General features: G+C 67.4%; 14 protein-coding genes. 7 read left to right on the top strand and 7 right to left on the bottom strand.

What is annotated here, in order from left to right; genetic code table 11:
- The first annotated feature begins 75 nt into the window (after nucleotides 1-75).
- The 7 genes from OG716_RS39885 (at nucleotide 76) to OG716_RS39855 (ending at nucleotide 7,004) form a co-directional block, all read left to right on the top strand.
- Nucleotides 76-168 carry an Ms4527A family Cys-rich leader peptide gene (locus OG716_RS39885; RefSeq protein ID WP_354835468.1) on the top strand — a complete coding sequence of 31 codons (93 nt, stop codon included), beginning with the start codon at nucleotides 76-78 and terminating at the stop codon, nucleotides 166-168.
- 122 nt (nucleotides 169-290) lie between these two features.
- Nucleotides 291-2,081 (top strand): nitrite/sulfite reductase, encoded by a 1,791-nt coding sequence (locus tag OG716_RS39880; protein ID WP_405135355.1) that lies wholly within the window; start codon nucleotides 291-293, stop codon nucleotides 2,079-2,081.
- Between the two features lie 15 nt (nucleotides 2,082-2,096).
- Nucleotides 2,097-2,807 carry a phosphoadenylyl-sulfate reductase gene (locus OG716_RS39875; protein ID WP_405135354.1) on the top strand — a complete coding sequence of 237 codons (711 nt, stop codon included), beginning with the start codon at nucleotides 2,097-2,099 and terminating at the stop codon, nucleotides 2,805-2,807.
- Nucleotides 2,804-3,739 (top strand): sulfate adenylyltransferase subunit CysD, encoded by a 936-nt coding sequence (cysD, locus tag OG716_RS39870; RefSeq protein ID WP_355127172.1) that lies wholly within the window; start codon nucleotides 2,804-2,806, stop codon nucleotides 3,737-3,739. Before OG716_RS39875 ends, cysD begins: the two co-directional genes overlap by 4 nt.
- Nucleotides 3,739-5,025 carry a sulfate adenylyltransferase subunit 1 gene (locus tag OG716_RS39865; protein ID WP_405135353.1) on the top strand — a complete coding sequence of 429 codons (1,287 nt, stop codon included), beginning with the start codon at nucleotides 3,739-3,741 and terminating at the stop codon, nucleotides 5,023-5,025. The genes cysD and OG716_RS39865 overlap by 1 nt, the downstream gene beginning before the upstream one ends.
- 352 nt (nucleotides 5,026-5,377) lie before the next feature.
- A complete protein-coding gene (locus OG716_RS39860; protein WP_405140249.1) occupies nucleotides 5,378-6,139 on the top strand; it encodes a sirohydrochlorin chelatase in 762 nt (253 codons plus the stop codon).
- 217 nt (nucleotides 6,140-6,356) lie between these two features.
- Nucleotides 6,357-7,004, top strand: a complete 648-nt coding sequence (locus OG716_RS39855; protein ID WP_355127175.1) for an HAD family hydrolase — start codon at nucleotides 6,357-6,359, stop codon at nucleotides 7,002-7,004.
- Nucleotides 7,005-7,592: 588 nt separating this feature from the next.
- On the opposite strand, the gene OG716_RS39850 is transcribed toward OG716_RS39855, so the two are convergent.
- The 7 genes from OG716_RS39850 to OG716_RS39820 all read right to left on the bottom strand — a co-directional run bounded on the left by OG716_RS39850 (nucleotide 7,593) and on the right by OG716_RS39820 (nucleotide 17,621).
- Nucleotides 7,593-9,917, bottom strand: a complete 2,325-nt coding sequence (locus tag OG716_RS39850; RefSeq protein WP_405135352.1) for an Hsp70 family protein — start codon at nucleotides 9,915-9,917, stop codon at nucleotides 7,593-7,595.
- Nucleotides 9,918-10,469: 552 nt separating this feature from the next.
- The gene (locus OG716_RS39845) at nucleotides 10,470-12,056 is read right to left on the bottom strand and encodes an FAD-dependent oxidoreductase (RefSeq protein WP_405135351.1); all 1,587 of its coding nucleotides are present in this window, start codon (nucleotides 12,054-12,056) and stop codon (nucleotides 10,470-10,472) included.
- A gap of 15 nt (nucleotides 12,057-12,071) precedes the next feature.
- On the bottom strand, nucleotides 12,072-13,076 hold the full coding sequence (locus OG716_RS39840; protein WP_405135350.1) for a diiron oxygenase: 1,005 nt from the start codon (nucleotides 13,074-13,076) through the stop codon (nucleotides 12,072-12,074).
- Nucleotides 13,077-13,228: 152 nt separating this feature from the next.
- Entirely contained in the window at nucleotides 13,229-14,287 is a 1,059-nt protein-coding gene (locus OG716_RS39835; RefSeq protein ID WP_405135349.1) for an Hsp70 family protein, read from the bottom strand.
- Between the two features lie 344 nt (nucleotides 14,288-14,631).
- On the bottom strand, nucleotides 14,632-16,230 hold the full coding sequence (locus OG716_RS39830; protein ID WP_405135348.1) for an N-acetylmuramoyl-L-alanine amidase: 1,599 nt from the start codon (nucleotides 16,228-16,230) through the stop codon (nucleotides 14,632-14,634).
- Nucleotides 16,231-16,495: 265 nt separating this feature from the next.
- The gene (locus OG716_RS39825) at nucleotides 16,496-16,966 is read right to left on the bottom strand and encodes a Rieske (2Fe-2S) protein (protein ID WP_405135347.1); all 471 of its coding nucleotides are present in this window, start codon (nucleotides 16,964-16,966) and stop codon (nucleotides 16,496-16,498) included.
- 76 nt (nucleotides 16,967-17,042) lie between these two features.
- A complete protein-coding gene (locus OG716_RS39820; RefSeq protein WP_405135346.1) occupies nucleotides 17,043-17,621 on the bottom strand; it encodes a sigma-70 family RNA polymerase sigma factor in 579 nt (192 codons plus the stop codon).
- Nucleotides 17,622-17,711: the final 90 nt, after the last annotated feature.

Raw genomic sequence — 17,711 nt, 5'->3', positions numbered from 1 at the left:
GGGATTTCCCTTGAAAGTCCGGAAAATATCGGCGGACGGTCGGAACAGCCTGTCTGAGGTGGCACAATAGGCTCCATGACAGGACTCGGAGTGCGACTCGTGGCGCGGCGCCACGTCGACTTCAAGCGTGTCTGCAGCGCGAGCTGTCTGCCCGGAAGCCTCCGGTAGATCAGCTCCCCCTTCTTCCCGGATCGACGTCCTTCTTCGACGCCGAACTCGCCGGTTCGCTGATATCGGAGGCGTGAGTCAGCCCCTCTCGCCTGCCCGCAAGACCTTCAGGAGCGACCCCTATGACGTCGAGCACCGACGCCGACAGTTCCGGATCAGCTCGTCCCGCCCGGCCGCAACGGCCTGAAGCGGAACGACGCGTGCGTCCGGATCGCCCCCGTTCGGACGCGCCCGCCGCGCCCCGCGAGCGCACCGGAAAGCCGGTGCAGCGCCGTTCGGAAGGGCAGTGGGCGCTCGGCTACCGCGAGCCGCTCAATGCGAACGAGCAGAGCAAGAAGGACGACAACCCGCTCAATGTGCGCGCGCGCATCGAGAACATCTACTCGAAGCAGGGTTTCGACTCGATCGACAAGGGCGATCTGCGTGGCCGCATGCGCTGGTGGGGTCTGTACACCCAGCGTGAACAGGGCTACGACGGCACCTTCACCGGCGATGAGAACATCGATATTCTCGAGGCCCGGTACTTCATGATGCGGGTGCGCTGCGACGCCGGCGCGCTGAGCGCACAGCAGTTGCGCACGCTCGGGCAGATCTCCACCGAGTTCGGCCGCGATACCGCAGATCTGTCGGACCGCGAGAATGTGCAGTTCCACTGGATCGAGATCGAGAACGTGCCGGAGATCTGGCGGCGGCTCGAAGCGGTCGGCCTGCAGACCACCGAGGCCTGCGGCGACTGCCCGCGCGTGGTGCTCGGCTCGCCGCTCGCCGGTGAATCCCTCGGCGAGGTGCTCGATCCGACTCCGGCCATCGACCAGATCGTCGAGCGCTATATCGGCAAGAAGGAGTACTCCAACCTGCCGCGCAAGTTCAAGACCGCCATCTCCGGTCAGCAGGATGTGGTGCACGAGATCAATGACATCGCCTTCGTCGGTGTCGAGCATCCCGAGCACGGGCCCGGCCTGGACCTGTGGGTCGGCGGCGGTCTGTCCACCAATCCGATGCTGGCGCAACGGGTCGGCGCGTGGGTGCCGCTCGACGAGGTGCCGGATGTGTGGGAGGCCGTGGTCTCGCTCTTCCGCGATTACGGGTACCGCCGCCTGCGCACCAAGGCGCGGTTGAAGTTCCTGGTCAAGGATTGGGGCATCGAGAAGTTCCGCGAGGTGCTCGAGACCGAGTACCTGAAGCGCAAGCTGATCGACGGTCCCGCACCGGAGAAGCCGGAGCGTCCCATCGACCACATCGGTGTGCAGAAGCTGCGCAACGGTCTCAATGCCGTCGGCTTCTCCCCCATCGCCGGCCGCGTCTCGGGCACCATCCTGAGCAAGGTCGCCGACATTGTGGAATCGATCGGCTCCGACCGGATTCGGTTCACCCCGTATCAGAAGCTCATCGTGCTCGACGTGCCCGACGACAAGGTCGAATGGCTCATCGAGGAGCTGAAACCGCTGGGCCTGCACGGGCGTCCGTCGCAGTGGCGGCGGAATCTGCTGGCGTGCAGCGGTATCGAGTTCTGCAAGCTGTCCTTCACCGAGACCCGCAAACGGTCCCAGGTGCTGGCGCCGGAGCTCGAGCAGCGGCTGGCCGATATCAATGCCCAGCTCGATGTTCCCATCACCATCAATATCAATGGCTGCCCGAACTCCTGCGGCCGTTCGCAGATCGCGGATATCGGCTTCAAGGGCATGCTCGTCGACGATGGCGAGGGGAATCAGATCGAGGGGTTCCAGGTTCACCTCGGTGGCAGCCTCGGACTCGACAGCGGCTTCGGCCGCAAGCTGCGTCAGCACAAGGTGACAAGCACCGAGCTCGGCGATTACATCGAGCGCGTCGTGCGCAACTTCGTCAAGAACCGTGACGAGAGTGAGCGTTTCGCGGTGTGGGCTGTCCGCGCCGATGAAGCAGACCTGCGGTAGTTGGAGGAGACAGCAATGACCACAACCAAACTCGCTGAAGCAGACCTGCGCGCACTCGCGGAGCGGGGCGCGGCCGAACTCGGGCCGGACGCCACCGCGCAGCAGCTGCTGCAGTGGACCGAGGAGAACTTCGGCGCCAATTACATTGTCGCCTCGAATATGCAGGACGCGGTGCTGGTGCAGCTGGCCGCGCAGGTGCATCCGGGTGTGGATGTGCTGTTCCTGGATACCGGCTACCACTTCGCCGAGACCATCGGCACGCGGGACGCGGTCGAAATGGTGTACGGCGTGAACATCGTGAATGTGCAGCCGGAAAACACTGTGACGCAGCAGGATCAGCTGCTGGGCAAGGATCTGTTCGCCCGCGATGCCGCCGAATGCTGCCGCCTGCGCAAGGTGGTGCCGCTGGGTAGGTCGTTGCAGCCGTACAACGCCTGGGTCACCGGCATCCGCCGCGTGGAGGCCCCCACCCGCGCCAATGCGCCCCTGATCTCCTATGACGAGGGCTTCGGGCTGGTGAAGATCAATCCGATCGCCGCCTGGTCCGACGATGAGATGGCCGCGTACATCGAGGCCAATGGCACTCTCGTCAATCCCCTTGTGGAGGAGGGATATCCGTCCATCGGTTGCGCTCCGTGCACACGGAAGCCGGAACCGGGATCCGATCCGCGAAGCGGCCGCTGGGCCGGCCTCGCCAAGACCGAATGCGGGTTGCACGCCTCATGACAATCGCAGAGACCGACTCCGACGTCCTGGCCTCGCTCGAAGAGTTCGACACTCTCGCGGCGCTGGAGAGCGAATCCATCCACATCTTCCGCGAGGTCGCGGGCGAGTTCGAGCGACCGGTGATCCTGTTCTCCGGCGGCAAGGACTCCACGGTGCTGCTGCACCTGGCGCTGAAGGCGTTCTGGCCTGCGCCGCTGCCCTTTTCGCTGCTGCATGTGGACACCGGGCACAATCTCGACGAGGTGCTCGCCTTCCGCGATCATGTGGTGCAGAAGTACGGCCTGCGGCTGCACGTCGCCTCCGTCGAGGAGTACCTCGCCGACGGACGGCTGACCGAGCGGCCGGACGGCATTCGCAATCCGCTGCAGACCGTGCCGCTGCTGGACGGCATTGCCGAGCACCGCTTCGACGCGGTCTTCGGCGGCGCCCGCCGCGATGAGGAGCGTTCGCGCGCCAAGGAGCGCATCTTCTCGCTGCGCGACGGGTTCGGACGCTGGGATCCCAAGCGGCAGCGGCCGGAACTGTGGAACCTGTACAACGGCAAGCACGCTCCGGGTGAGCATGTGCGCGTGTTCCCGCTCTCCAACTGGACCGAGCTGGATATCTGGCGCTACATCGCCCGCGAGGACATCGAGCTGGCCAGCATCTACTACGCGCACCAGCGCCCGGTGTACCAGCGCGACGGCATGTGGATGACGCCCGGCGTGTGGGGCGGCCCGGCCGAGGGCGAGGAGCTGTCGGTCAAGTCGGTGCGCTACCGCACCGTCGGCGACGGATCCACCACCGGCGCAATCATTTCCGATGCGGCCGACAACGAGGCGATTCTCGCCGAGGTGGCGGCCTCCCGGCTCACCGAACGCGGCGCGACCCGTGGAGACGATCGAGTCTCCGAGGCCGCCATGGAAGATCGCAAGCGAGAGGGCTACTTCTGATGTCCGACCTACTCAGACTGGCCACCGCCGGCAGTGTCGACGACGGCAAGTCCACCCTGGTCGGACGTCTGCTGTACGACACGAAATCGGTGCTGGCCGACCAGATCGACGCGGTCACCCGCGCCTCGGTCGACAAGGGGCTGTCCACTCCGGACCTGTCGCTGCTCGTCGACGGCCTGCGCGCCGAGCGCGAGCAGGGCATCACCATCGATGTGGCGTACCGCTACTTCGCCACGCCCGCACGGTCTTTCGTGCTCGCCGATACCCCGGGGCATGTGCAGTACACCCGGAACACGGTGTCGGGCGCATCGACCGCGCAGCTGGTGATCCTGCTCGTGGATGCCCGCAAGGGTGTCATCGAGCAGACTCGCCGCCATGCCGCCGTGATGGCGCTGCTGGGCGTGCCGAAGCTGGTGCTCGCCGTGAACAAGATCGACCTGGTCGATGATCCGGCCGGGGTGTTCGCGCGCATCGTCGCCGAATTCTCGGAGCTGACAGCCAAACTCGGCTGGGCGCCGGAGGATGTGGTGGAGATTCCGGTCTCCGCGCTGCACGGTGACAATGTCGCCTCGCGCTCGGCGAATACGCCGTACTACACCGGTCCGTCGCTGATCGAGCACCTGGAGTCGGTGCCCGCGGATGCCGACAGCACCCGCCACGAGGTCGGCCTGCGCTTCCCGGTGCAGTACGTGATCCGGCCGCGCACCGCCGAATACCCGGACTACCGCGGTTATGCCGGTCAGGTCGCGGCGGGCACCGTGCGCAAGGGCGACGCGGTCGTCGTCCTGCCGTCCGGTACCCGCACCACCATCGAGCGCATCGACACCCCCAATGGTGAACTGGCGTACGCACAGCCGGGCCGCAGCGTGACGCTGATCCTGGCCGACAATGTGGACGTCTCCCGAGGCGACACCATCGTGGCCGCCGAGGACGCGCCCGAGCCGATCGACGCGTTCGACGCCACCGTGTGCTGGCTGGGCGACAAGCCGCTGCGCCCCGGCGCCCGCCTGCTGCTCAAGCACGGCGCCCGCACCACGCAGGCCATTGTCGGCGCTCTGATCGAACGCTTCGACGAACAGCGCCTGGCCGCCGACCCGAACCCGGAATCGCTGGCGCTCAATGACATCGGGCGCATCGCCATCCGCGTCGCCGAACCCATTGCCGCCGACGATTACAGCGTCAACCGCTACACCGGCAGCTTCCTGCTGATCGACCCCGCGGGCGGCAACACCCTGGCCGCCGGCCTGGTCGGCGACGCACTGACCAAGGTCGAAGTCGGGGCCTGAGATGAATTCGCCTGTCCGCGGCGCTGTTCCAGCGGCCCCGCCGCCGGTCGCGCCGCCACAGGCGAACCTTCCGGCCGGCGTGGTCGCGAATGCCGTGGCCGCGCGGCCGAGCGACCGCCCGAGCGTCGGCGCCCAGGCAAACGGCTTCGCGGAGCAATCGGCGAACATACTTCTCGCCGCCCGCCGGACGGCTGTGGTCGACCCCGGCCGAGACATCGCGAGCGATACGTTCGCCATCACCCAGGCCGCAAGTGGATGTGCTGCCGCGGCGAACCGGTCCGCAGACGGCTCCGGCACTGCGGCAGCGTTTTCCGCCGGCCGTGCAGCACCGCCTGCACCTGCTACGAGCCGGATTGGCGGCCCGCGGCCGGCACTCATCGCGGTGGCGCACGGCAGCCGGGATCCGCGGTCGGCGGCGACCATGTACGCCGTGGTGGAGCAATTGGCTGCCGCGCGGCCGGATCTGGATGTGCGGCTGGCATTCCTGGATTTGAATGCGCCGTCGGTGGATCAGGTCGTGGATGCGGTTGCCGCCGAAGGGCATTCGCACGCGGTGGTGGTTCCACTGCTACTGGGCAGCGCCTTTCACGCCCGCGTGGACCTGCCCGGCATGCTGGCAGCCGCCCGCGCCCGGCATCCCCGGATGCAGCTGACGCAGGCCGATGTACTCGGGGCCGATACGCGAGTGATCGCGGCCCTGCGTGATCGAGTGCGGGAGTCCCTGGCCGTCTCCTCGTTGGGCCAGGTCTTCCCGGCTCGTTCACGACTGGGCATCGCCATGGCCGCGGTAGGTTCCTCCTCCGCGACGGCCAATGCGCGCACCGCACAGATCGCGCGACAACTCGCGGCCATCACCGGCCTGCCCGCCGAGATCTGCTTCGCCACCACCGCACCCAGCCTGCCCGAAGCGGTTTCCGCACTCCGCGCACGCGGTGCGGACCACATCCTGGTCGCACCCTGGTTCCTGGCCCCCGGCCTACTCACCGACCGCCTCGAAGCAGCCGCACCCAGCCTCGTGCACGCTCCCACCATCGGCGCCCACCCCCTCCTGACCGATGTCATCCTGGACCGCTACATCGCAGCTTCGGCACTACCGCTGAAGCTCTCGGCCTGACGCGGGACTACCCATCGATCGGCCGCCACTGCCGGGCCGATCGGCGCCTCAACCGCCGGCCTGAGCGTTCATGAATCGATTCGGGGCGGCGGTTTTGCCGTGCCAGCGGGGTCCGTGACCGTATATGCCGGGTCGCGCCGTGGCCGAAGGTCATCGATCAATGCGCAGCACCGAGATCCCGGCCATCCGGCGCCGCGCCGCCCGATAGGCTGGGCCGATGATCAAGGCTGTGGTGTTCGATGTGGGCGAGACGCTGATCGACGAGACGCGGATCTGGAGCCGATGGGCCGACCGGCTCGGAATTCCCGGCTTCGCGCTACTCGGAGTGATCGGCGGCATGGCGGCTACCGGGCGGCCGCTGACCGACGCCTTCGAACTACTGCTGCCCGGAGTGGATCTGGACAGGGAGCAGGTCAGCTGGGCCATGGACGAGCCCGAAAGCCTGCGCAACAATTTCGACGCCGACGACCTGTACCCGGATGTGCGGCGCGCCCTGGCCGGGCTGCGGGAGCGTGGGCTCAAGGTGATCATCGCGGGTAATCAACCGCCGCAGGCCAAAACGGCGCTGGAGAAGATGAATCTCCCCGTGGACGCGATCTACACCTCCGCGGAATGGGATCTGGAGAAGCCCGATCCCAAGTTCTTCCTGAAGGTCGCCGAGGTGGCGGGCGTCCCCGCCGGCGAGATCTGCTACGTCGGCGACCGAGTCGACAATGATGTGCTGCCCGCCAGTGGCGCCGGCATGATTCCGGTACTGATTCGCCGCGGCCCCTGGGGCTACCTGCACGCGGAGTTGCCGCAGAGCGCCTACAGCATCGTGGTCGACAGCCTGGACGCCCTCGCCGATCTGATCGCCCCGGTCTGACTTTCGCCGGCCACCGCCCGCGGCTACGCCACCCGCTGCCCCGCGACCAGGAACTGGCGGCGGGGGCTACCCGCGCAATGCCGCCACCATTTCCTGGTGATCTTGAAGTACGCGCGGCGCGGTGATGTGCCGCAGCGGATTCCGGCTATCGCCGGGGTGTTACGGAAAGGACCTGGCCCACCCTGCGCCTGGGCACTGAGCGCGGGGTGGGCCGGTCCGTTCGACGTCGGGGTGGGGGTTCGAGGGGATTCCACACCCACCCGCGTCGCCGTCTTCTATCGGGAAAGCTGCGTAGGTTGCCGGGGCACTGGGTAAGTGAGGTCGGCGGCCGTCATGACTCGGCCCGGCCGGAGCGTGTACTCGGCGCGGGTCGCTGGCCTCTGATGCACAGGAGTTGTAGTCGGCGGCGGGTCGCATAGTCGTTCGGGTCCACTCGTTTGGCCGCGAGTTCCGACCACGAGCCGCCCCCGCCACCCGACCGCTCATGTGTCGGCCCGCTAGCGATGACCATCACCGCCTCCGACCGCATGGTCTCCGCCGCGAAGGGCGCCGCCACCGCCACCGCAGGATTGCACATGGCTCGCCCGGCTAGCGATGGCCGCCACCGCCGCCGTGGCCTCCGCCACCACCGGCGCCGTGGCCCGCACCGCCGCCTCCGCCGCCTCCGGCACCACCGCCAGCGCCTCCTCCTGCACCACCACCGGAAGCTGCTCCACCGTGCGCAGCACCACCACCGGTCGCACCGCCACCGCCTGACGTGCCACCGCCGCCGGAACTCGCGCCTCCACCGGAAGTTGCTCCGCCGCCAGCGGTTCCGCCACCGGACGCGCCGCCACCCGACGTCGCTCCACCACCGGACGCGCCGCCACCCGAGGTCGCTCCACCACCGGACGCGCCGCCACCCGAGGTCGCTCCGCCACCGGTCGCGCCGCCACCGGTCGCGCCGCCACCGGACGTTGCTCCACCACCGGAAGTCGCTCCACCACCGGTGTTTCCGCCGCCAGCCGTTGAACCGCCGGATGTCGAACCGCCGCTGGTTCCGCCTCCCGTCGTGGATCCTCCTCCGGTGGTGCCACCCCCTGTTGTGGTACCACCGCCGGAAGTTGTTCCGCCGCCAGTGGTTCCGCCGCCGGTCGCGGAGCCGCCGGTGGTCCCGCCGCCGGTAGATGCCCCGGAAGTCGTTCCGCCAGTGGTCGCGCCACCTGTGGTCGTGCCACCCGTGGTCGCGCCACCGCCGGTAGTCGTTCCACCACCGACGATCCCGCCATCGCCGGGAGTTGTTCCGCCGGAAGAGGTTTCACCACCGGTGCCACCCGCGGCGGTGCCGCCGGGTGCTGTCGTTCCGCCGCCCGTGCCGTCACCGGGCTTGGTCCCACCGTCCGTGGTGCCACCGCCGGTGGTCGTGCCGCCTGTCGTTGTGCCGGGACTTGCCGGGGCGGTTCCGCCGGAATCCGTTCCGCCGGGTGCGGTTCCGGGTGCACCACCGGGCGCGGTCCCCGGTGCGCCCGGGTTGGACTGTCCGGGCTGCGGTGCGCTGTTGCCGGGCTGCGCGGGTGGTCCGGGGAGGGTCCGGGGCAGGCTGACCGACGGGATCTGCCCCGGGTAGGCGCCCAGGGCGAAGGGCGAGGCGAAGGGCAGCGGATTGATGAACTGCGCGGGGTTGGCGTAAGTCGGAATATCCTCTACCACACGGGTTTCGCAATGCCCGCCCGGACCGGCGTCCACGGGGTGACCAGCAGTCCAGTTCTGAGTCACGGTGGCAGGCATCGGGCCGTAGCTGGTGACTACGGCCGCGGTGACCACCCGATGCACGCGGACCATTCCGGCGGGCGCGGCGGTAGCGTCTTCGAGCACCAGGACATCGCCCGAGCCGAGCGCCGGCCCGCCCGCATCGGCGCCGGGAGCCGACTGCAAGGTGGGCGGTCCCGCCACGGGCCCGCCGAGCACGGTGGCCGCAGACATGGCGAGCGCGGAAGCGACTGCGGCGCCGGAGAATACCGCCGCCCGGGGCGCATACCTGCCGATGGCGGAGCCGCTGTCGACGCTGCGGAAGGCCGCGATGGCCGCGCCGACCGCGATGGTATGCGCGGGATCGGGCGACATGATGACGGGCCGCCCCAGATCGGCGAGCACCCGCGCCACCTCGATCGGCCGGGACGCGCCGCCGATGAGCAGCACCCGGTCGATGTCCTCCATGGCCAGCCCGGTCTGATGCACGCAGGCCCGCACCACCCGTAGCGAATTGCGAATATGCCAGCTGCGCAATCGATTCGTATCGGCGGCCGAGACCACCGACGACACCGGCTGCGCCGCATCGGGCGCGATACTGCGGGCGTATCGCGCCAGCAGCGCACCGAGCGGCCGCCCGCCGTAGTCATAGGAGCGTTCGGCGTAGCCGAGAATGCCGCGTTCCTCGCGATCGGCCTCGGTGCGCACCACCGCGACGTCGAGGCAGTTGCCCCCCAGGTCGTAGACGAGGGTGATGCCGGAACTGGAGATGCCGTACTCGTTGTCCAGCCATTCCACCGCCGCAACGGATTCCGGCATGAGCATGACGTCCGCCGCGCCCGACCAGTCCAGCGCCCGGCGCAGCCGCGTCACATGCTTCTCGGTGTAGCAGGCGGGATAGGTCGTCACCGCCGGCGCTTCGGGGGCATTGGTTTCGATGAACCCGTTCACCACCGCCGCGATCAGATCGGCCGGTGACCAGATACGCCCGCCGATAACCACCGGGTCCGGATCGGCGGTGAGATCGGCGAAATCGGTGACCACGGGCGCGAAGCGAGGAATGCCTCCGATGCGAGCTCCGCCCGCGCTGTCGAACGTCACCGCGGTCCGGCGAACCCGAACGGCCGGCCGGTTCGAACCACCGGCAGCAGTTGCCCATACGGAGTTCACTGTGCCGATGCTCATGCCAAATCCAACAGTCATCGCTATCCCGTCAACGCACCGAGACCACGGCCTCACAGGCGTACCAACCATGTGGACGCGGTCGTTTACCAAACAGCTGGTTCAGGTTAACTGGCACATGCCGGATGTGAATATCGAATCCGGAGAAAAGATTTCGCGTCCAGTAGCGAAGTTGGCGAATCTACTGGTCAGGCAAGTTATGTATCAAGATCGAATCGGACTGGACGCCAAGAGAGTTCAAAAACAGGGATGCCGTAGCTACAGTGCAGCGAACGACTAATTCATACCAACCGGTCGCTGACTAGTGTCCGGAAAAGAAAACCGCAACGTCAGTTCGAATGCCTGGATTGCCGATCACTGGTCGGTTGCTGCTGCCGAGTTCCCCACCCGCAGCGCCTCATCGACCGCGATTCAGACTCAAATCGTTCCCACTACCAGACATGTCGTACTGGACAAACGCAGCATTACAACTCGCACAACACAATCCGCACACAAAGAAAAAACCGCCCCGTATGACCTGAGGTCATACGGGGCGGTCGGTAGGTTTACTGCGGGCTAGCGGCCGCGCACCAGCAGCGGCAGTCGCCGTCGCGGCTTGGTCACCGCACCGCCGCGAATCGCGTGCGGCTGACGCTCACCGACCAGTCGGTCGAATTCGTGTGCGCCACGACCCGGTTCGCCCAACCGGCCCGCATTGAAGTCGTCGACCAGCTGCCGCACCGTCTCTTGCGCACAGGACTTATTGGTCCCGATGAAACCGGTCGGCCCGCGCTTGATCCAGCCGGTCACATACGCACCCGGCACCACGGCGCCACCGGAGACCTCCAGCACCCGCCCGTCGAGATTCGGGATCACACTGGTCTTCTCATCGAACGGCAGACCCGCGAGCGGCACACCGCGATACCCGACGGAGGTCAGCACGAGCCCGGTCTCCAAAACCTCGGTGCCGGTGGTGGCCTCGGCCCGCACCACACCGTCGGCGCCGGTGACCAGCTCATTGCGCACCACCTCGACACCGGTCACATGGTCCACGCCGAGGAAGGCGGTGGGCGAGGACAGGTATCGGAAGACGATCCGCTTACGCGCTCCGACCGGCCGATCGGCCAACCCGCGCAACAGCTTCAGCTTCTGCTCGACCTTGAGCGGCATACTCGCCTCGGTCTCCGGGATCTCGCCCTCGACCACGATGTCCACATCCGCCCCGAGCAGACCGACGAATTCCGGCACGGTGAAGGCGGATTCGGCCGGACCGCGCCGGCCGAGCACGACCACTTCCTCGATCTTGCTGCGGCGCAGAGCAGTCAGCGCGCGCGGCGAAATATCCGTACCGGCCAGCAGTTCTGGGTCGGTGGTGAGAATGCGCGCCACGTCCAGGGCCACATTGCCGTTGCCGACAATCACCACCCGCTGCTGCGACAGATCGAAGTACCGACCGGCATGATCGGGATGCCCGTTGTACCAGGCCACGAACTCGGTGGCGGAGACACTGCCGGGCAACCCCTCCCCCGCGATGCCGAGCTTGCGATCACTCGACGCACCGACGGCGTAGATCACCGCGTGGTGATGCGCCAGCAGCTCGTCGTGCGAAATATGTTCCCCGACATTCACATTCAGATACGACCCGAAACCGTGCTGCGCGGAGATCACCTCGAACAGCTCGCCGACCTGCCGCGTGCTGGTGTGATCCGGTGCGACACCGAAGCGGGCCAGACCGTACGGCGTGGCCAGCCGATCGAAGACGGTCACCGAAACCCCGTGCTGCGTCAGCAGTTCATCGGCCGCGTACATGGCCGACGGACCGGATCCGACGATCGCCACCCGCAGCGGCTCGCGCCCGGGCTTGACCTCCGCCGCCGGAATCGGCTGCGCCAGCAGCGGTCGCGGCCGCTCCTCGCGGTAGAAGTCGGCATTGATCTCGATGAAGGGCAGCTGCGCATCGGTCAGCTTCTTCGTCGAGGTGATGGCGTCCACCGGGCAGGCGGTCGCGCACGCGCCGCAGTCCACGCAGGCCTGCGGGTCCACGAACAGCATCTCCGCCGTCCGGAAATCCGGCTCATCGGGCGTGGGATGGATGCAGTTGACCGGGCATGCGTAGACGCAAGACGCGTCACTGCAACACGATTGGGTGACTACGTACGGCACTGTACGTCCCCTGTCCTAGGCGGCTTTGCCGGAGCGGATCGGCTCCGAGCGGTAACGCGAGGCGGTGCCGGCAATGCCGAGCATCTTCCACACCCGCTTGGAGATCGGGTTCATCAGGCCGATCTCGCTCGCCAGCGCGCGCACGTCGATGAAGTAATCGCTGAAGGCCTGCTTGGCATCCTTGGAGCCGTAGAACAGCTCCTTGCGCACCTGCTCCGGCACATCGAACTCATCGAAGAACGCCTTCGGCGGCGTGACGATGGAACGGCCCAGGATGAACATGACGATCGGCATGGCGATCGACAGCACCACCCGGCTGGGCAGATTCTTCTCCGGCACATGGCGCTTGAGGAATTCGTGCGCGAACGAGATGTGGCGCGCCTCCTCCGCGACGTGAATCGCCATGACGCCGCGCATGATCGGGTGCACCTCCTCGCCCGAACGCAGGATCTGCTTCTGGATGTGGTCGATCGGCTCCTCGCCGGCGAGCACGGCCATGAAGAACAGGTTCGGGAACAGCACCGCGACGGGTACGGCGACCTGACGGAACTGCCGCACCAGCGGACCCATACCGGGCACGTCGGCGCCGATGCGGTTCACCATCTCCTGGAACATCAGGGTGTGGTTGAGCTCTTCGGACATCTCGTGCGTGCAGTACCGGAATTCCGGATCACCGTTCGCGAGACCGAAGGTGTGGTTCACCATGCCGCTGATCAGAATCGACTCGAACTGCAGGCCGACCTTGGCCACATTGGCCTGGCGGTACTTGCCGACCTCGATCTTCTGCTCCTCGGAGAGGGCGAGATACCAGGGGTGGCGGCCGATGGTGTCGGCGGAAGCGGGCAGAATCCAGCGCTCGGGCTTCGCGTTCGGATCGAAGTCCGGGTTCTCCCAGTCGATGTCCTCGTACGGATCGAAGCTCTTGTTGACCGATCCCTCGGAAAGCAGCAGCAGCTTCTGCGCGTATTCGAGAGCTTCGGCAACTACGGGGTCATCGACGTGGGTCGCGGTCGGAGACATCGTCGTCACCTCTCCTCTTCCAGCATTGGCGTTATCTGTATCTAATGGTTACACCAAACTGGAGAAGCGTCAACCAGTGCTAGCAAGATGCTTGCACGTGTTGCGCCGCCCCGATCTATGATCGAGGGCAAACCGGCCGGTAACCGGCCGGATTACAGGGCCGCCACCCGGGTGACGCGCCGGAACAGATCAGCTAGCACATGATGGCGATGCGCCACGGAATCCTGTGACCGCGCCGCCTGCCGGGCCACAATGGCCGCACCGTCGGCGATCGTGCGCTCCGGATCGGGCGCCACGCTCACCGGGCGGGCCAGCTCTTCGGCCAGCACATCCGCCACCTCCGGCGGGCGGGCCGCACCGCCGACCACCAGCACCCGATCGACATCGGCCATGGTGACATCGGCAATGCGCAGGCATTTGTAGACCAGCCGCAGCGAACTGCGCACATGTTCGGTGCGCAGCGCCCCCGTATCGGAATCGGAGCTCACCCGGGAGATCACCGGCGCATCCGAGGCATTGCGCAAGCATTTGGCGACCATGCCGCCGAAGGCCCGGCCACCGAAGTCGGCGGAGTGCAACGGCAATCCCACGATCGGATTGCTGGGCGCGCCCGCGCCCACCCGCACCAGCGTCACATCGAGACCGGAACCGCCGAGGTCGTAGACGAGCGCCAGCCCCGGCATGAGCGGATCGCGCTGCGCCGCCAGCCAAGCGGCCGCGGCCACCGGTTCGGACAGCAGCCGCACACTCGGCAGCCCGACACCGTCGAGCGCGGTGCGCAGGTCGTTCACCAGGATCTCGGAGTACCCGGCCGGATAGGTCACCGTAATAGCGGTGTCCGCCTTAGTGTCCTGCCCGGCCGGAGCCTTCCCCAGCACCTCCTCGATCACGCTGTTGGCCACGGTGGCAACAAGATCCGCAGCCGACAGCGCTCGGTGACCGACCCGCGCGACCGGCGCCCCGCGCTGGGTCAGGTCGGCGAATTCGGTAATGACCCGCCCGTGCCGCGGAATGCGGCCTACCCGGGCAGTACCGGAACTGTCGAAGGTGAGGGTGGTGCGCCAGGTTGTGGGCGGAGGGGCACCGCGGCGAGCCGCTGATTGGGCACCGCGGCGAGCCGCTGATTGGGCACCGCGGCGAGCCGACCGATCGGCGGCCGTCACGCACACCGTATTCACCGTGCCGATACTCAAACCCACACCGAACGCCATCACATCCACCTCGATCGACCAGTCGATCCGCGCGGCCGCACTGTCGTCAGCCGTCGTGACCCGACCCGGGATTCATGCAACTCCTGCGCCGAATGCTTGCCAACCACCGGACACGAGGTTGTCCGCACGTGCACCTCCCGCCGCGCACAACCACGCCTGCCAGGCCGGGGACCGCGGACACCCAGCCGGCCACATCGATCGCGAAGTGTTTGCCCGACTTCGGTACTTCGCGAGACACGAGGCCGGAGATACCGGTCGGACGGAAGTGATCGGGAGAGACGAAAATCGCCCCCGCACCGGATGATCCGGAGCGGGGGCGATTCGGTGGAACTGTGCCGCCCGGACTACTTGGCGGCGGTCGGCAGCAGCGAGGTACTCAGCGCGGACACCACGGTGTAGGCCAGGTTGACCAGATCCGAGGTGACACCGTTCTGCCCCATGAGCATCTTGGCCAGCGGGCCGAACATCTTCACAACGGACTGCACCAGACCGCTCATCGATTCGACATCCAAGGCATCGGTCGACTTGGAATTCTTATCGGTGGTGGACGGAGCTTGCGCACCCGGAGCAGCTTGCGCACCCGGAGCCGTCTGAGCACCCGGACTCGTGATCCCTGGATTGGGAATCGCGCCCGGATTGGACTGCGGCAGTTGCGGTGCCGAATAGCCCGGCCCCTTGGGTTCGATCGGGGCGGCAATGGGCCGCACCCCACCCGGAAGACCGGCGGACGCATTGCTGACCTTGAACGGCGCACCCGGAACCGGCGGTACCGCGGGCTGCGCGCCCGGCTGCGCGGACTGACCCGGCAGGGCCACCTGCGGCTGCACCGGACCCTCCGGCGTGGTTGTCGGAGCGACAGTCGGCGCCGGTGCCGGAGCCGCTTGCGGCGGAGCCGGATCCGGCGATGTGGTCGGCGCCGGAGATCCCGACGGGACCGGCTGCGGCGCGACCGGAGCCACGGCGCCCTGCGGCACCGGCGGCTGTGTGGTCGGAACCACGGTCGGCTCCGGGCTCTGCGGCGCGGCCTGCGCCCCGCCCTGCGGCAGCGCCTGCGGACGGACATCGTTCGCCGACGGCATCTGCAATTGCGCGGGCTGTGCGGGCACCGGTGCGGCCGGCGCGACTGCCTGTTCGGCACTGTTCGGCGGGATCGCGACGCCGAGCAGATACGACACCACACCGGTGGTGATGGTGACCGCGTGCCGCAGCTGACCCTCCTGCGATTCCAGCAGGGCCGCATCCTCGGCATTGGCGCCGTTGCCCATTTCGAGGAAGACATCCGGCACGGTGGTCAGTGCCGGTCCGGCGATATCGGCGCGCGTCTGCAGTCCGTCGACCGCACCGTTGTAGGTGGCGACCGGGAATCCGGCCTGCGCGTAGGCATCCCGCATGGCCTTGCTGGCCGCCAGGCCCGCGCCGGACTGGACCTCATTGGCCTTGGAGTCGGCGATCGGAAGCTGCGGGACGATCAGGTGGAAGCCGCGCGCATCGGCGGCGGCGCTGTCGGCGTGAATGCTGACAGCGATGTCGGCGCCGGATTGGTTTGCGGCACGGGCACGTTCATCGACGCATCCGCCCCAGCCGATGTCGTCGGGGCGGCTCATGACGACGTGAGCCCCGAGTCCCTCCAGCGAGGTGCGCACCAATTGCGAGACATCCCAGTTGATGGTGTGTTCGGCGATTCCGTGCAGGCTGGTCATGCCGGTGGTCTGGCATGCCTTGGTGCCGCCGCGGCCGTCGTTCACCTGCTTGGCGACATCCTGATTGTGGTTGGGGCCCTGATGACCCGGGTCCAGGAAGACAGTTTTCCCGGCCAGCCGTTGTGGCAGGTCCGGCAAAACGGGCGATGCGAGAGTTGTCGCCGGGATCAACCCGGCCACTGTCGAAAATGCCGCGGCCGTTACGGCGGTGAAGATACCGGCCTTGACCATGTTCGGCTTCATACGCGGCGGCGCTCCCTGGGCACGGGGCGCCCCTCCCTTCCCACTAGTAACACCAAACCCAGCAGTTCACTGTGGCCCCACAGCTATCATCTGGCAAGCATGGTCATCAAACTGTTACTTGTGGTCAGACGCCCAATATGCATGTGTCGAACCTGTTTTCGACACCCTGGGCAATGACAGAGCTTCGCCACCGTGCGTGGACCGGGGGATCTGCGATCAGAGCTGGTCCGGCCGCACGGAGACGACCGTTCGAATCCGGGTCGCGCTAGCCCGACACGACCGCGTCGCCCTCGACATGCACGGCCCGGGCATCGAGCGCACGCGGTGCGGGCCCGCCGGCGACACTGCCGTCGAGATGGAAGGTGCTGCCGTGGCACGGGCATTTGATCAGCCCGTCGGTGACCTCGCTGACCTTGCAGCCGAGGTGGGTGCAGGTGGAGGAGAACCCGGCGAAGGCGCCGGCGCTCGCCTGGGTGATCACCGTGTCACCCTTGATGACTCCGCCGCCGACCGGCACCTCGGCGGTCTTGGCCAGCTCCGCGCTGCCGTCCTGCTTCTGGTCCGCAAGTCCGTTCGGCTTGTTCCGCACTCCGTTCGGAGCCGCTGATGCCTTGTCACTGACGCTGTTACTGCTACAGGCCACCGCGGTCAGCGCGGTGGCGGCCACTCCGGTCACGACCAGCGCTGTCCGGCGATCCAGCCGGAAGTCGCCGGGCGCCACATGCTGTTCGGTCATGGGCTCACTCCTCGATCGAGGCGGACGAGTGCCGTCCACACACCTTGTGTGACGTGGCAGCCACGCCGGAGGTTCACTAGGCGCTGAGGGGCAGGCGGCGCAGCGAGCGCAGGGCGTAGTGCACGCGGGTCTTGACCGTGCCGACGGGGATGCCCAGATCGGCGGCCACGTCCTGGTAGGCGCGGTCGCGCAGGATGACCTGGACAACGGCGTCGCGCTGCGGTCCGGGCAGGTGGGCGAGGAGTTCGGAGACCAGGAGACCGTCGGCGAGCCGGTCGGTGAAGTCGGGTCCGGCGCAGCGGCCCTCGGCGATATCGGTGATTTCGTCCCAGTTGGCGTCGCCGGGCCGGGCCGTGCGCACCCGGGAGATATCGGTGAGGATATTGCGCTCGATGGTGAGCAGCCAGGTGCGGACGCTGCCGCGGGCCGGGTCGTAGCTGGCGCAGGCCTTCCAGGCCCGCAGCAGAGTCTCCTGAACCGCGTGTTCGGCGAGTCCGGTATCGCCGAGCCGGCGCAGGGCCCGCCAGTGCAGCAGCGCCTTGTCAGAGGTGAGGACGTCGGAAAGACCGGAGTCGGTACAGAGCCGGGCGCAGTCGGTGGCGCAGGTGAGCGGGCCGGTACCGGCGCCGTCCGCGAGCGGGCGAAGACTTCTCATATCTGAATATCGTCGGCGGGGGCAAGAAGAGCATCGAAGTTCGAGACCGATTTCCAGCGACAAATCGCACAATCGAAACCGGTTTGTACG

The organism is Nocardia sp. NBC_01388, from assembly GCF_045040085.1.
GTDB lineage: Bacteria > Actinomycetota > Actinomycetes > Mycobacteriales > Mycobacteriaceae > Nocardia.
Note: the sequence above shows the minus strand (reverse complement) of the source record. Positions and strands in the feature narration are given on the sequence as shown.

What these genes read in the sequence shown, in the direction of transcription:
- OG716_RS39885 (WP_354835468.1), top strand. Translation starts at nt 76, where the DNA reads ATGACAGGACTCGGAGTGCGACTCGTGGCGCGGCGCCACGTCGACTTC.
- OG716_RS39880 (WP_405135355.1), top strand. Translation starts at nt 291, where the DNA reads ATGACGTCGAGCACCGACGCCGACAGTTCCGGATCAGCTCGTCCCGCC.
- OG716_RS39875 (WP_405135354.1), top strand. Translation starts at nt 2,097, where the DNA reads ATGACCACAACCAAACTCGCTGAAGCAGACCTGCGCGCACTCGCGGAG.
- cysD (WP_355127172.1), top strand. Translation starts at nt 2,804, where the DNA reads ATGACAATCGCAGAGACCGACTCCGACGTCCTGGCCTCGCTCGAAGAG.
- OG716_RS39865 (WP_405135353.1), top strand. Translation starts at nt 3,739, where the DNA reads ATGTCCGACCTACTCAGACTGGCCACCGCCGGCAGTGTCGACGACGGC.
- OG716_RS39855 (WP_355127175.1), top strand. Translation starts at nt 6,357, where the DNA reads ATGATCAAGGCTGTGGTGTTCGATGTGGGCGAGACGCTGATCGACGAG.
- OG716_RS39850 (WP_405135352.1), bottom strand. Translation starts at nt 9,917, where the DNA reads ATGAGCATCGGCACAGTGAACTCCGTATGGGCAACTGCTGCCGGTGGT.
- OG716_RS39840 (WP_405135350.1), bottom strand. Translation starts at nt 13,076, where the DNA reads ATGTCTCCGACCGCGACCCACGTCGATGACCCCGTAGTTGCCGAAGCT.
- OG716_RS39835 (WP_405135349.1), bottom strand. Translation starts at nt 14,287, where the DNA reads ATGGCGTTCGGTGTGGGTTTGAGTATCGGCACGGTGAATACGGTGTGC.
- OG716_RS39830 (WP_405135348.1), bottom strand. Translation starts at nt 16,230, where the DNA reads ATGAAGCCGAACATGGTCAAGGCCGGTATCTTCACCGCCGTAACGGCC.
- OG716_RS39825 (WP_405135347.1), bottom strand. Translation starts at nt 16,966, where the DNA reads ATGACCGAACAGCATGTGGCGCCCGGCGACTTCCGGCTGGATCGCCGG.
- OG716_RS39820 (WP_405135346.1), bottom strand. Translation starts at nt 17,621, where the DNA reads ATGAGAAGTCTTCGCCCGCTCGCGGACGGCGCCGGTACCGGCCCGCTC.